This is a genomic window from Janthinobacterium sp. HH102 (genome assembly GCF_001758625.2).
Lineage (GTDB): Bacteria > Pseudomonadota > Gammaproteobacteria > Burkholderiales > Burkholderiaceae_D > Janthinobacterium.
This window is the reverse complement of the sequence record NZ_CP062062.1, coordinates 2,438,722-2,452,923: the sequence shown is the minus strand read 5'-3', so window position 1 is coordinate 2,452,923 and position 14,202 is coordinate 2,438,722. Positions and strand designations below refer to the sequence as shown.

12 protein-coding genes are annotated in these 14,202 nt (G+C 65.9%); 5 read left to right on the top strand and 7 right to left on the bottom strand.

The window, feature by feature from the left end; all coding sequences use genetic code 11:
- Positions 1-3: 3 nt before the first annotated feature.
- From JAB4_RS11160 to JAB4_RS11150, 3 genes are read right to left on the bottom strand one after another with little or no spacing between them, the layout of a single operon-like run.
- Positions 4-432, bottom strand: a complete 429-nt coding sequence (locus JAB4_RS11160; RefSeq protein ID WP_070219833.1) for a hypothetical protein — start codon at positions 430-432, stop codon at positions 4-6.
- Positions 356-1,924, bottom strand: coding sequence for a glycerol-3-phosphate dehydrogenase/oxidase (locus JAB4_RS11155; RefSeq protein ID WP_070300374.1), 1,569 nt, complete (start codon positions 1,922-1,924; stop codon positions 356-358). The genes JAB4_RS11160 and JAB4_RS11155 overlap by 77 nt, the downstream gene beginning before the upstream one ends.
- Positions 1,921-3,531, bottom strand: a complete 1,611-nt coding sequence (locus tag JAB4_RS11150; RefSeq protein ID WP_070219882.1) for an FAD-binding oxidoreductase — start codon at positions 3,529-3,531, stop codon at positions 1,921-1,923. Before JAB4_RS11150 ends, JAB4_RS11155 begins: the two co-directional genes overlap by 4 nt.
- A gap of 139 nt (positions 3,532-3,670) precedes the next feature.
- Between JAB4_RS11150 and JAB4_RS11145 the strand changes: the two genes are divergently transcribed.
- The 3 genes from JAB4_RS11145 (at position 3,671) to JAB4_RS11135 (ending at position 6,631) form a co-directional block, all read left to right on the top strand.
- Positions 3,671-4,759 (top strand): AraC family transcriptional regulator, encoded by a 1,089-nt coding sequence (locus tag JAB4_RS11145; protein ID WP_070219837.1) that lies wholly within the window; start codon positions 3,671-3,673, stop codon positions 4,757-4,759.
- A 71-nt stretch (positions 4,760-4,830) separates the two neighbouring features.
- On the top strand, positions 4,831-5,613 hold the full coding sequence (locus JAB4_RS11140) for a 3-hydroxybutyrate dehydrogenase (protein ID WP_070219838.1): 783 nt from the start codon (positions 4,831-4,833) through the stop codon (positions 5,611-5,613).
- Between the two features lie 169 nt (positions 5,614-5,782).
- Positions 5,783-6,631 (top strand): DUF2071 domain-containing protein, encoded by an 849-nt coding sequence (locus JAB4_RS11135; protein WP_083287280.1) that lies wholly within the window; start codon positions 5,783-5,785, stop codon positions 6,629-6,631.
- On the opposite strand, the gene JAB4_RS11130 is transcribed toward JAB4_RS11135, so the two are convergent.
- The 4 genes from JAB4_RS11130 to JAB4_RS11115 form a co-directional block, all read right to left on the bottom strand.
- Positions 6,603-8,204: a PAS domain-containing methyl-accepting chemotaxis protein gene (locus JAB4_RS11130; protein WP_070219840.1), complete on the bottom strand. Its 1,602-nt coding sequence runs from the start codon at positions 8,202-8,204 to the stop codon at positions 6,603-6,605. The genes JAB4_RS11135 and JAB4_RS11130 overlap by 29 nt on opposite strands.
- Positions 8,205-8,349: 145 nt before the next feature.
- On the bottom strand, positions 8,350-9,606 hold the full coding sequence (locus JAB4_RS11125) for an HD-GYP domain-containing protein (protein ID WP_070219841.1): 1,257 nt from the start codon (positions 9,604-9,606) through the stop codon (positions 8,350-8,352).
- Positions 9,607-9,983: 377 nt separating this feature from the next.
- Positions 9,984-10,580, bottom strand: a complete 597-nt coding sequence (locus JAB4_RS11120) for a hypothetical protein (RefSeq protein WP_070308470.1) — start codon at positions 10,578-10,580, stop codon at positions 9,984-9,986.
- Between the two features lie 60 nt (positions 10,581-10,640).
- Positions 10,641-11,006 (bottom strand): helix-turn-helix domain-containing protein, encoded by a 366-nt coding sequence (locus JAB4_RS11115; RefSeq protein WP_070219853.1) that lies wholly within the window; start codon positions 11,004-11,006, stop codon positions 10,641-10,643.
- 112 nt (positions 11,007-11,118) lie between these two features.
- On the opposite strand from JAB4_RS11115, the gene JAB4_RS11110 reads away from it, so the two are divergent.
- A complete protein-coding gene (locus JAB4_RS11110) occupies positions 11,119-11,826 on the top strand; it encodes a glutathione S-transferase family protein (protein WP_070219856.1) in 708 nt (235 codons plus the stop codon).
- A gap of 118 nt (positions 11,827-11,944) precedes the next feature.
- Positions 11,945-14,035 (top strand): S9 family peptidase, encoded by a 2,091-nt coding sequence (locus tag JAB4_RS11105; RefSeq protein WP_070219858.1) that lies wholly within the window; start codon positions 11,945-11,947, stop codon positions 14,033-14,035.
- The last annotated feature ends 167 nt before the right edge of the window (positions 14,036-14,202 follow it).

Here is a 14,202-nt window from a genome sequence, read left to right as displayed (position 1 = left end):
GGCTTATGCCAGGCTGACCAGCGCGGCGCGCAGCGCCTGCAGCAGCGCCTGCGGATCTTTTTCAGGCTGCGCGCTGAAGACGGGCGCTTCCCAGTCCTGCCCGCGCACGGCCACCACGCGCAAGCGCCCCTGTTCGCTCCAGGCCGGATACCAGCCCACGTCGACGATGTCGCCATTCGCGCACGTGATTTGCAGCAGGTCTTCGCCCAGGTCGTCGACGAGGGTATCGATGGGCTGGCGCAAGTCCAGCGGCGACAGGCTGTCGTAGGTGATGCGCGCGTCGCCCAGCGCCAGGGGCTGGCCAAACAGGGTCGTGTCGATGATGTTCTCCTCTTGTTTATTTTTTATGGTTTTTTCAATCGCCCTGCGGCACGCTGTAATGGCGGCGCCACAGGGCCAGGTAGCGCCGCTGTTCTTCCTCCCAGCGCGCATCGTCCCAGCCCAGTTCATGCTGACAGATGGCGCGCAGGCGCGGCATGATAGCAAGCGCGCCGCCGGCCAGCTGCAAACCGAGGCGCGTGCGCCGCAGCAGCAAGTCGTCCAGGTGCTGCACGTCTTCCATGCGCGCGCCCCAGCGCAGCTGCGCCCACAGCGTCTGCGTGCCGGGAATCGGTTCGAGTTCGCCGTCCCGCGCCGCATTGCACAGGGCCTGCGCCCCCGCGCCATGACGGCCCAGCAGCCGTTCGCGCTGCTCACCGTCGAGCAGCAAGGCCTTGCCCGACAAGGGCGGCGTGGCGTCGAAAATCGGCAGCGGACGCAAATCCGCCTGCCAGCCCGGCAGCAGCGGCGCGGCGCGCCGCAAGGCGTCGAGGGCGATCACGCGGAACGTCGTCAGCTTGCCGCCCGCCACCGTCAGCAAGCCGTTTTCCAGCCACAGCGCATGTTCGCGCGCTTCCTTCGACGGGTCAAGCCGGCCGCTGTCGATCACGGGGCGCACGCCGGCAAACGTGGCCAGCACGTCGTCTTCGCCCAGCGCCAGCTGCGGGAATTGCCAGCGCAGCGCCGCCAGCAGGTAATCGAGTTCGCCGCGCGTGATGGCCGGTTCCAGGTCCAGGCTGGCGCCGTGGTCGACATCGGTGGTGCCCACCAGGGTCACGCCCTCCCACGGATAGGCGAAGACGGGGCGGCCATCGTGCGGGTGCATCAGGCTGACGGCTTGCGCCAGCGGCAAGCGCCAGGCCGGCAGCAGCAGATGGCTGCCGCGCAGGGGCCGCAGTTTCGGCCGTTCTCCCACCTGGCCGCGCAAGGCGTCGGCCCAGGCGCCCGTGGCGCTGATCACCAGGCGCGCGCGCACGGTGCATGCCATGCCATCGAGCGCATCGTTCAAGGTGGCGCCGGCGACCTTGCCATCTTCGCGCAGCAGCGATGCCACGCCCAGGTAATTGACCGCCACGCCGCCATGACGCCGTGCCTCCTGCAGCACGCGCAGCACCAGGCGCGCGTCGTCCGTCTTGGCGTCCTGGTACAGCATGCCGCCCCGCAGCTCGTCGCGCCGGACGTGCGGCGCCAGCATGGCAAAATCAGACGCATCGACATAGCGGCGCGCGCGCTTGCCCGCCATCACGTCGTAGATGGCCAGGCCCAGCATGAACTGACGCCGCCCCGGCTTCCGGCCCGCGTAGTCGCCGAAGGCGAAGCCTTGCGGTTCGACCAGCCCGGCCGCATCCGCCAGCAAGGCTACCCGCTCGTGCACCGACTCGCGCGTCATGGCGAACTGTCCCTGCTTCAGGTAGCGCAAGCCGCCGTGCACCAGCTTTGATGACCGGCTCGACGTGCCCCAGGCGAAATCGCGCTGCTCCACCAGCAGCGCCGCCAGGCCGCGCCGCGCCGCTTCCAGCAGGATGCCGGCGCCCGTGATGCCGCCGCCGACGATCAGCACATCCCACTCGCGCGCCAGGACGCCGGGCAGATCCGCCCTGTTCACGATGGGCCTCCGGCCTCGGGCAGCAGTTTGCCGGGATTCATCATGGCCTGCGGGTCGAACTGGCGCAGCAGCGCACGCATGGCGGCGATGCCCAGTTCTCCCTTTTCGGCCATCAGCCACGGCGCGTGGTCCGTGCCCACGCCATGCTGGTGGCTGATGGTGCCGCCGTTGGCGACGATGGCGGCGCCGGCCGCGTCTTTCAGACTGCGCCAGCGCGCCATGTTGTCTTCATACGTGGGCGCCAGCCGGTACACATATGTGGTGTAGACGCTGGCGCCTTGCGCGTACACGTGCGACAAATGCGTGTACGCGTGCACCTGCTCGCCGTGCTGCGCCAGCGCGCGGGCGCCCGCCTGCTCCAGCGCCGCCATCATGGGCGCCACGCGTGGCCAGTCCACAGCCGTTTCCACCGTGTCGATGACATAGCCGTGTTCCCACGCGCCGTTGCGCAGGTAGACGTTGCGAAAGCGTCCCTGCTTCCACTTGTCGCCCATGTGGCGTCCCACATGCACGCCCCCGTTCCGCCGCGCCAGCGCCAGCGCCCCGCGCAGGGCCGCGCGCGCCGGTTTTTCGTCGCCGCTGACGCCCAGCATCAGCATGCACTTGCCTTCGCCGCAGCCGCGCAGCGACAGGTAGCGCTCCAGCAGTCCCACGAGTTTTTTATGGCCGGCCAGGGTCAGCATGGTTTGCGTTTCGAGCGCGTTCGACAGGCGCAGCATGCACAAGGACAGGCGCGATTGGGCCAGCGTCCGCACGGCCGCCTGCGCCTGGCCCCATTCGGCGAAAAACACGGCGTGGAACGCCTCATACGGCGGCAGCGGCGAAACGCGCACGGTGGCCTGCGTCACGATGCCCAGCCGCCCTTCGGAGCCGAGCACCATTTCGCGCAGGTCGATGCCGGCCGCCGAGGCGGGAAACGTGGGGATGCTCAAGGTGCCGGACGGCGTTTCCACCTCGCCGCCCGCGAACAGCTGCTCGATGCGGCCATAGCGCAGCGATTGCTGGCCCGACGAGCGCGTGGCGATCCAGCCGCCCAATGTGGAATACTCGAACGACTGCGGATAATGGCCCAGGGTGTAGCCCTGCGCGCGCAGCTGCGCCTCCAGGTCGGGGCCATACACGCCCGCGCCGAACGTGGCCAGCTGCGCCTCGCGGTCCAGGTGGCCCAGCGCGCACAGGCGCACGAGACTGATCGACAGCACGGGGCGCGGCCCCGCCGCCACCGTCAAATGCCCGGCCACGCTGGTGCCGCCGCCATGAGGAATGACGGTCACGCACGCCTGACGCGCATACGCGAGCAGCTGGCGCACCTGCAGCGCGCTGTCGGGAAAGGCCACGCCGTCGGGCACCGCGCCGATGCGGCCGTGGCGTAATTTAAACCAGTCGGGCAGACTTTGACCGAGCGCATGGCGCACGCGCGTGGCAGGCTGGGTGTCGATCAGCGGATGCGGCGCCAGGCGCGAGGCGGGCACCTGCGCGCAGGCGTCGTCGAAGCTGGCGTCGGCTATGACGCTGCCCGGCCCCAGGCGCTCGCGCAGGAATGCCAGCGCATCCTCGTTCAGCGCATACACGATGCTTTCATCTCCCCAGCCATTCCAGCGTTGCATGGACATCCCCTGTATTCGGCCAGTTGCGCGCCACGGCGGCTTGCTATACTGTTCTTGCCTGATTTTCTTGCTAGATCAATAGCATATGCCGCCACAGACGAAGGGTATTGGTTTTTCATGACAATCGCATTGTTCCATCATGACAAGCACTGACGGCCGGGTCGCCGGCGCCTATCTGCTGCCGCTGCTGGAAGCGGCCGGCGCCCACGGCATCGATAGCGTCACCCTGGCGCAGGCGGCCGGCGTGGCGCCGCACGGCCTGGAAGCGGCCGCGCCTGGCATGGGCTTGGCCGCGCGCGACTACGTGCGTCTGCTCGATGCGGGCGCGCTGCTGGCGGGCGACGCGCATTTCGGCCTGCACGTGGGCCAGCGCGTGCGCATGGGCACGTACAGCGCCTATGGCTTGATCTTGCTCAGTTGCAGCAACGTGGGCCAGGCGCTGGAACAGACGGCCCGCTATGAACGGCTGGCGCACGACCTGGGCCGCTCGACCCTGCAGCGCGACGGCGCCATCGCACATTACCGCTGGGCCAGCAACTATCCGGGCGCCAGCCGGCACCTGGTCGACAGCGTTTTTGCCGGCATACGCGTGTGCGGCGACTGGCTGGCGGGCATGCCGCTGCCGCCGGCCCGGCTGGCCTTTACCCACGATGGCGGCGGCGACTTGCTGCGCCATGCGGCGCACCGCGACGAATACGTGCGCGTGCTGGGCAGTCTGCCCGCCTTCAACGCCCCCGCCAACACGGCCACCTTCGACGCGCAATTGCTGGACTGGCCCGTGCCGAACGCGGACGTCAGCCTGTATCCCGTGCTGTGCCGGCATGCGGAACAATTGCTGGCGCAGCGCGAGGCTGAAACGGACACTGGCGGCACCATCGACGCGCAGGTGCACGCGGCCATCGTGAGAGGCTTGCGTCAGGGTTCGGCGCGGCTGGCCACCGTTGCCGCCGCCCTGGCCGTCACGCCGCGCACCTTGCAGCGCAAGCTGGCCGACGCGGGCACCAGCTTCCAGGCCCTGCTGGATCAGGCCCGCTATGGCCTGGCGCGCGACTATCTGCGCGAGCCGGACCTGTCGCTGGTCGACATCGCCTTCCTGCTCGGCTACCAGGAACAAAGCGCGTTCAACCACGCGTTCCGCACCTGGTCGGGCACCAATCCCGGCGCCTGGCGCCTGCAGCAATTACAGGAAAAGCAAGCCGGCTTACAGGCGTGCGCGGGCCATGCCTGACGCGTTTTCTGGCTATACTGGCAAAGTCTGACTTCCCACGATCACTCCAACCCGCAATGCAAAGGATTAATATGCAACTCAAAGACAAAGTCGCACTGATTACCGGCGCCGCCAGCGGCATCGGCAAGGAAATGGCCATCGAATACGCAAAACAGGGCGCCAAGGTCGTCATCGCCGACCTGGCCCTGGAAGCGGCCAGCAAGACGGCCGAGGAAATCAAGCAAGCGGGCGGCCAGGCGTTTGCCGTCGCCATGGATGTCTCCAGCGAAGAGCAGGTCGACAAGGGCGTGGCGGACGCCGTGGCCCACTTCGGCGGCATCGATGTGCTGATCAGCAATGCGGGCATCCAGATCATCAGCCCCGTCGTCGACTACCCGTTCGACCAATGGAAAAAGATGCTGGCCATTCACATGGACGGCGCCTTCCTCACCACGCGCGCCTGCATGCGCGAAATGATCAAGGCGGGCCGCGGCGGCGCCATCATCTACATGGGTTCCGTGCACTCGCACGAAGGCTCGCCGTTCAAGAGCGCCTACGTGGCGGCCAAGCACGGCTTGCTGGGCCTGGCCAAGGTGGTGGCCAAGGAAGGCGCGAAGGACGGCATCCGCGCCAACGTCATCTGCCCCGGCTTCGTGCGCACGCCGCTGGTCGACAAGCAAATCCCCGAACAGGCGGCCCAGCTGCACATCAGCGAGGAAGATGTGATCAAGAAAGTGATGTTGAAAGACACGATTGACGGCGAATTCACCACCACGCAGGACGTGGCGCAAACGGCCATCTTCCTGGCCGCCTTCCCGTCGAACGCCCTGAGCGGCCAGTCGATCGTGGTCAGCCACGGCTGGCATATGCAGTAATAGTGACGCCCGCCCACATCGGCTGCGCGGCGCCCTGTGCGGCCTGCGATGCTCGCTGTGCTCCAGCACAGCTGCGCGTCTCGGCCACACATCGCTGCCGCTCGCGATGATGTGGACGGGCGCTGTTGCGTGAGTGTTACCCCTCAGTTTTTTCCCCGAAAGTTCCCAATTGCAAGACAACACTTACCGCCACCCGCGCGCGGGCTGGCCGGGGCGCGTGTTTGCCGCGCTCGCCAATTGCGCGCATTTCGCCGAACTGCGCCAGGCCGTCATGTCGCGCCTGCCCTTCCTGAACCTGCACAGCGACGTGCGCGACGTCGTCTACGTGAGCTGGCTGGTCGACGCCGCTGCGGCGCAGAACTTATTGCCGCCAGGCGTGGCCCTGTGGCAGCGCGACGGCAAGACGCCATTCACGGTGCTGACGTACCGCCACGGGCATTTCGGCCCTGCACTGCTCGGCCCGCTGCGCCGTCTGCTGCCGTCTCCCCTGCAAAGCAACTGGCGCCTGTACCTGGACCATACGCCGCCGGGCGCGCCGGCCGTTCCTTGCGTATATTTCTTGAAAAACATCATGGCCAGCCTGCCGCATGCGCTGGGCACGCGCCTGTTCAGCGATATACTGCCCACGCACCTGGCCGCCGGCATGGCGCTGGAGGTCACGGCCACGCAGGCCCGCTGCAGCATTGCCAGCGGCGCCGGCAGCGCTCCGGCGCTCGATGTGCAGGCGGCCATCACGGCGGCGCATGGCCTCGATACGGATTGGCAGCAACTGTTCGGCAACTGGCGCGACGCCGTCGCTTTCCTCGCTTGCCAGGATGGGGCCATCGCGCACGTGCCGCGCAACGGCAAGCTGGTCTTCGGCGAAATCGACTTGCCCGTTGATGTGGATCAAGTGCAAGCACTGACGCCCTTGCGCGCCGACTGCGGCTTGCTGGGGCAGTTGCCGCCCGCATCGAAGCCGTTTGCCTTCCTCGTGCCCAAGGTTGCCTTCAAGGCGTTGTCGGAACGCCTGCTGTAGCACCCCGGCGTTCCAGCTTGAACAGGGCCATCGCCTGTTCCAGCTGCAAGGTCTGGCCCTGCAGCGATGCGGAGGCGGCCGCCGATTCCTCGACCAGCGCCGCGTTCTGTTGCGTCACTTCATCCATTTGCGTGACGGCCATGTTGACCTGGCCGATGCCATGGCTTTGCTCGCGCGACGCCGAGGCGATCTCTTCCATGATGCCGTGCACGCCCTGCACGGCGCCCAGCATTTCGGCGCTGCTGACGCCCGCCTGCTGCGCCAGCTTCGCGCCCGCCTGCACTTGCTCCAGCGACGCCGTGATCAATTGCTTGATTTCCGTGGCGGCCGCCGCGCTGCGATGGGCCAGGCTGCGCACTTCGCCCGCCACGACGGCAAAACCGCGCCCCTGGTCGCCCGCGCGCGCCGCTTCGACGGCCGCGTTCAAGGCCAGAATATTCGTCTGGAAAGCGATGCCTTCGATAATGCCCGTGATGTCACCAATCTTCTTCGACGAGACGTTAATGCCTTCCATCATGCGGACCATCTGCCCGACGATTTCGCCGCCGCGCCCTGCCAGGCCGTGCACCTTGCCCGCCATGTCGCTGGCCTGCACGGCGTTGCCGCTATTTTGCTGCACCGTGGCCGCCAGCTGCTCCATGCTCGACGCCGTCTGCTGCAGGGCCGAGGCCTGCGCTTCCGTGCGGCCGGACAAATCCATATTGCCGGCGGCGATTTCCTGGCTGGCCATGCTGATGCGCAGGAAATTGCCGCGCACGTCGCCAACGATGGAATGCAGGTTCACGCGCAGTTGGCGCAAGGAACGCAGCAACTGTCCCATCTCGTCGCGCCGCGTGGTGTCGAGCTCGCCCGTCAGGTCGCCGCCCGCCATCACGTCGCAGGCCTGGCGCGCCCGCTGCAGCGGTTGCAGCACGGCGCGGTGCAAGCTGTGCCAGAAATACAGGGTCGCGCACAAAGCCAGCGCGGACAGGCCCGTCAGCCAGCCGTGGGCCGCAGCCGGCAACGCGCCCGCATTCCACGCCAGTTGCAGCAGTAATACCAGGCTCAGCAAGCCCAGGTTCCAGCCGATGCGCTGGGCCAGCGGCAGGTCGCGCAAGCGCGCCAGTCTGGCCAGCCAGCCCGTGCGCACGGCCGCGCCCTGGCTGATGACGATGCCGTCGGCCTGCCCCGCCTTGATGCGCGCATACAGGGCGGACGCCTGCGCCACTTGCTGGCGCGTCGGCTTGGTGCGCACGGACATGTAGCCGACGGCCACGCCGTCTTCGACCACCGGCGTCACGTTCGCCAGCACCCAGTAATAATCGCCGCTCTTGCAGCGGTTTTTCACCATGCCGCTCCACGAGCGTCCCGAGCGGATGGTCGCCCAGAAATCGGCGAACGCTTCGGCCGGCATGTCCGGATGCCGGAGGATGTTTTGCGGCGCGCCGATCAATTCTTCCGCGCTGTAACCGCTGACGGCGATGAAATACGGGTTGGCATAGGTGATATTGCCTTGCAAGTCAGTAGTCGAGACGATGGTCTCGCTATCGCTCAGTGTGAGTTCGGTATCGCTGACGGGAAGATTGAGTCGCATGGTCACATCCTCAAAAGTAGCCCGTACGGTGACGGGTTTGCGGACAAGGAACGGTCGCCAGCCAGCAAAGCGGGCACGGCACTGGCACCATTATTTTAATATTTTATTATTAACAAAATGCACTTTATTACGGCCCTGCCGGCCGTCATGCCACGGCAGGTTCGCCGGCCCAGTAACGGTCGATGTCCTGCAGGCGCCACTGGGCTGCGCTTTCCGTGGAAACGATGCGCTCCTGGCAACCCGGCGCGGCCAGGTCGAGCAGAGTCGGGGCGATGCAGGTGCCGGCGCGGATGGAAAAAAACACGCGCACGGTGGGCTGGGTCAGCGGCTTGCCCGGCGACTGTCCCACCACCACGGCCAGGCGCTCCGACTGCAGCCGCACCAGGGTGCCCAGCGGATAGATGCCCAGGCATTTGACGAAGGCGGCAAACAGTTGCGCATCCAGGTGTCCGCCGCGCCAGCCTGCCATGCGGCGCAGCGAATCGGCCGGGCACCAGCCCTGCTTGTACGGCCGGTTCGAGGTGATCGCGTCGTACACGTCGCAGATGGCGCCCATGCGCGCAAACAGGCTGATTTCCTCGCCGCGCAGCCCCTTGGGGTAGCCGCTGCCATCAAGTTTTTCATGGTGGTGCAGGCACACGTCGAGCGCTACCGGGTCGATCTCGCCCACTTCCTGCAGCATGCGGTGGCCGGCGGCCGGATGGGCGCGCACGGAGGAAAATTCCGCTTCGCTCAGGCTGCCCGGCTTGTTGAGGATGGCGGACGGCACGGCCATCTTGCCGATATCGTGCAGCAAACCCGCCAGGCCGGCCGAGCGCACCTGCTCGGGCGCCAGGCCCAGCTCCCTGGCCAGCGCCGTCATCAGCGCGCACACGGCCACCGAGTGCATATACGTGTAATTGTCGGCGGATTTCAGGCGCGCCAGGCCCAGCAGGACGTCGCCGCCGCGCTGCATCGAGGCGGCAATATCGTCGACCAGTTCGTAAGCTTGCGCCGCGGACAAGGCCTTGCCCATGCGCACCTCGTCGAACATCGTCTGCACGGCCTGGCGCGAGCGTTCGATCTGGCGCCGGGCGCGCGCCAGTTCCTCCTCGCGCGAGCGGGGCGGGCCCGGATCGGCGACGGTTTTGCTTGCGGGCACCGTCGCTGGCGCGGCCGCGGGAGCGCCTGCCGCGGCCGGCGGCGCGGCAGAAGGCACGGCGGGCGGCGCGACTTGCGGCGCCTGCCCGCGCGTCGTGTCGATCCACACTTCGCACAGGCGTGCCGAGCGGATACGCTCGAGGTCAGCCGGCGACTCCAGCAAGAAAGAACGCGTCCAGAAAGGGGTATCGAGCCAGGAACGGCCCAGACGTTCGACATACATTCCCAGCATCAGTTCGCTACTCGTTATTTTTTTCAGCACGGCGGTTCTCCAGACATTCAAATCGCAGCATTTACTTGCGCATTATCAATATCATACGCCAAAAATAACGATTACACCAAATATATTGCTTTATATGGCAGAATCACAACATAAATAAAAATAATCATCAATTCTATCATTTTCATTTCATAAAATATTGAATCAACAAATATATCAATTCAGCCATATTGCCTACGCTAAACTGTATGTCTGGTGCTGATGAGGGATGCGATATGCCTGCCGGCGGCCGCGTGGGCCGCCACGCAGGCTGGACGTGCAGGAGGGAAGTGCGTGAGCGCCAGACGCCCCGAAGTGGGGCTGGTGCTATGGAGAAAGGAATGTCAGGCCGCTGGGCGAGCGGGCTGGCGGCCGGCAGCTTAGCGCGGCACGTAGCGCCAGCCGGCGTTTTCCAGCATGAAGGTCAGTTCCGTCTTGATGCCTTCCGGGCGGCTCGGCACGCTCAATTGCGTATCGCACACAAGGTAGCCCGTCTTGCGCTTGACGTCGCACTCGTTGACGGCCTTGACCTGCATGGTGCTTTGCGCTTCCTGCATCTGCACGTCCTTGGCCGCCTCCGGATTGCGCGCCACTTCTTCCTTGGCCCAGGCGCGTATCATCGCTTGCGCCTCGGCCGGCGACGGTCCCGCAAACTTGGCATCCTTGCGCTCGACGCCGACCCAGGTGCCGTTATCGTTACGTAGCGGCAAGACCATAAAACCGTCGCGCATGCCGGCGCTCATGCCGACCAGACACACCACCTCGCCCGGCACTTCCTGCGAATCCTGGCAACCCTGCAGGCTGGTGGCCTTGACGGGAATGGGAACCGGTATCGACGATTGCATCCTGGCTTGCGTTTTGGCCACGCCCGCCTGCACGGCGGCCTGGATGTGTTCGAGCGTGGGCATGGTAGCGGCCTGGGCCGGCAAGGCGGCGAACAGGGCGGCGGCGGTCAGGGCGAGGGTAGTCAGGCGCATGGTGTCAAAAGTAGTGATCAAAGGCCGGCAGTCTAGCACTTTGCATAAAAACAGCTGTTCCTATAGAGAACTATCCACGGCATCGGGCGCGAGAAAGGCGCCGCCCCCGTCCGCCTGTCCGCGCAGGCGCAGGCCGATGGCGCGCAGCATCTCGACCAGCTCGCGCAGGCGCAGGCCCTCGTCCGTCAGTTGATACTCGACCTTGACGGGCACTTCCGCATAGATCGTGCGCGTCAGCAAGCCCGCCTCTTCCAGCGCGCGCAAGTCCAGGGTCAGCATGCGCTGCGAGATATTCGGCACGGCGCGGCGGATTTCGCTGAAGCGCTTCGGCCCTGCCATCAGATAGCTGAGCAGCACCGCTCTCCAGCGCCCGCCCAGCAAACGCATCGCTTCTTCCACTGCGCAGCCGGAGACATTGTCCTTCATGGCGATCCCTATCTGGTATAAAAAGTGTACCTATACCACATTATTCTGCCTTCTTCCAAATAGTAACTATCGCGATTAGACTGCCCTTCCCTCACCTGAATGGAACTCCAGCATGGAAACCACCCTGATCTACAGCGTGCCGTTCGGCTGCTCGTTTGCCGCCATCGCCGCCCTCGAATGGAGCGGCTTGCCGTATCGCCTGGCCCGCGTCGAAGCGCGCGACCCGGCCAGCAAGCAGCATCCGGCCTTTCTCGCCATCAATCCCCTGGGCCAGACGCCGGCCCTGCTCACGCACGCGGGCACGCCGCTGCTGGAAAGCATGGCGATCCTGCTGCATATCGCCGCCCGCGCGCCGAACAGCGGCCTGGGCTTTGCGCAGGGCACGCCCGCCTGCGACCGCCTGAACAGCGCGCTGTCGTTTCTGCACACGACCTTCCACGCCGCCTTCATGCCCGCCTTCCAGGCCAGCCGCGCGGCAGAAAACGATGCGCGCGCGGCCGTCTGGCGCGAAATGGCCGTCGAGAAGGTCAACAAAAGCCTGGCGCACCTGGAACGCCTGCTTGAAGGCCGCGCCTGGCTCGCTTCCGATGCCGCGCCGACGATTGCCGACGCCTACCTGGCCGCCACGGCGCGCTGGGCCGAACCGCTGCAGCTGGCGCGGCTAAGCGACTATCCGCAGGTGGCGCGCGTGCTGGCGGCGCTGGAACAGGACCCCGGCATCCGCTTTGCCCACGCCATCGAAGCGGGCTTGCCGGCCGCCAGCCGGGGCGGTTTCCTGGGCCACGTGGCGCTCGACCAACTGGCAGTTCCGGCCGGCTAACCGGCGGTCAACTCCCGCAGCGGGCGCGTCTTTATTGCTATGATGTCGGGCTGCCGGCGGTACAGCCGGCCACGTCAATACCATATCGATAACGTCGTCATCAGAATCGGGAGTTTGAATGAGTTTACGTCTGCTGCTCTTGGGAGCATTCAGTGCCGCCATGGCCACCACCGCCGTTGCTGCGGAATCGGCGCCGGCCGCGCCGCGCGGCTTCACCGTGGAAGACATGGTGGCCATGGAACGTGTGGGCAGCCCCGTGCTGTCGCCGGACGCCACGCGCGTCGTCTACACGGTGCGCACGACCAACCTGGAGAAAAACCGCGGCAACACGCAGCTGTGGATGATCGACCTGCGCGCGCCGAACGCGTCGCCGCGCCAGCTCACGCGCGGCGACGCCAGCGCCAGCGATCCGCAATGGTCGCCGAACGGCGACGCCATCTACTTCCTATCAAGCCGTTCCGGCTCCTCGCAAGTGTGGCAACTGCCCCTGAACGGCGGCGAAGCGGCCAAGGTCACCGACCTGGCACTGGACGTCGATACCTACCGCCTGTCGCCGCAGGGCGACCGCCTGGCCTTCAGCATGGGCGTCTTCCTCGATTGCGCGGACATCGCCTGCACGAAAAAGCGCCTCGATGAAAAAGCGAAAAACAAGGCCAGCGGCATGGTCTACGACCAGATGTTCGTGCGCCACTGGGATACCTGGGCCGACGGCCGCCGCAATGCGCTGTACTCGGCGCCGATCGACGCGGCCGGCAAGGTCAGCGCCACGCCGGTGAGCCTGAGCGGCACCCTCGACGGCGACGCGCCATCGAAGCCATTCGGCGACAACAGCGAATACCACTTCAGCCCGGACGGCAAGACGGTGGCCTTCTCGGTGCGCGTGGCCGGCCGCACGGAATCGTGGTCGACCAATTTCGACGTCTACACGATTCCTGCCGCCGGCGGCCAGGCGCCGCGCAACCTCACGGCCGACAATCCCGCCTGGGATGCGAAAGCCACCTACTCGCCGGACGGCCGCACCCTCGCGTATGTCGCCATGACCAAGCCTGGCTTCGAAGCGGACCGTTTTCATTTGGTGCTGATGGACGTTGCCACAGGCAAGAAGCGCACCCTGGCCGACGACTGGGACCGTTCCGTGGCTGATTTCCGCTGGACGCCGGACGGCAAGGCCTTCCTCGTCGCCGCCGATGACGTGGGCCAGCACCGTCTGTTCCACATCGACGCGGCCAGCGGCAAGGTCAACGCACTGACGGGCAAGGGCGCCGTGGGCGAATTCGACGTGCGCGGCAATACCATCGTGCTGGCGCAGGCGAACCTGGCTTCGGGCGCGCAGCTGTACACGCGCAAGCTCGATGCGAAGTCCGAATCGGCACCGATGGTGCAGCTGACGAAACAGAATGCGGCAGCGCTGGCCAACGTGCGCTTCGGCGAATATGAGCAGTTCTCGTTCGCGGGCGCGGATGGCGAAACCGTCTACGGCCACGTCATGAAGCCATGGAACGCCAAGGCCGGCGAAAAGTATCCGATCGCCTTTTTGGTGCACGGCGGCCCGCAAGGCAGCTTCGGCAACAGCTGGAGCTACCGCTGGAATCCGCAAGTGTATGCGGGCGCCGGCTACGCCACCGTCTTCATCGACTTCCACGGTTCCACCGGCTATGGCCAGAAGTTCACGGATGCCATCAGCGGCGATTGGGGCGGCAAGCCGCTGGTCGACCTGCAGAAGGGTCTGGAAGCGGCCACCAAGAAGTTCCCGTGGCTGGACCGCGAGCGCAGCTGCGCGCTGGGCGCGTCGTACGGCGGCTACATGATGAACTGGATCGCCGGTAACTGGCCGGACGGTTTCAAATGCCTGGTCAACCACGACGGCGTGTTCGACAACCGCGGCATGGCATACGCGACGGAAGAACTGTGGTTCACCGAGTGGGAAAACGGCGGTACCTATTACGACGCGCCGGCCAAGTACGAGCAGTTCAACCCCGTCAGCTTCGTGAAGAACTGGAAGACGCCGATGCTGGTGCTCCAGGGCGACCTGGACTTCCGCATCCCCACCGCGCAAGGCCTGGGTACCTTCACGGCGCTGCAGCGCCGCGGCATCCCAAGCAAGCTGCTGGTCTTCCCGGACGAAAACCACTGGGTGCTGAAGCCGGCGAATTCGCTGCTGTGGCATCACACGGTGCTCGATTGGTTGAATACGTATACAAAGAAATAACCCGCAGCAAAGAAATAACCCGCAGCGCAAAGGCTGGGGTCGGACCCTCAGGGTCCGACCCCGGTACTTCGCCTTCAGGGGTTAAAAAAACCGCGCGGTGCATCTCTGCACCGCGCGGTTTTTTGTTTTGTAGGTCGGATTAGCGCCGCGCAGCGGCGCGTAATCCG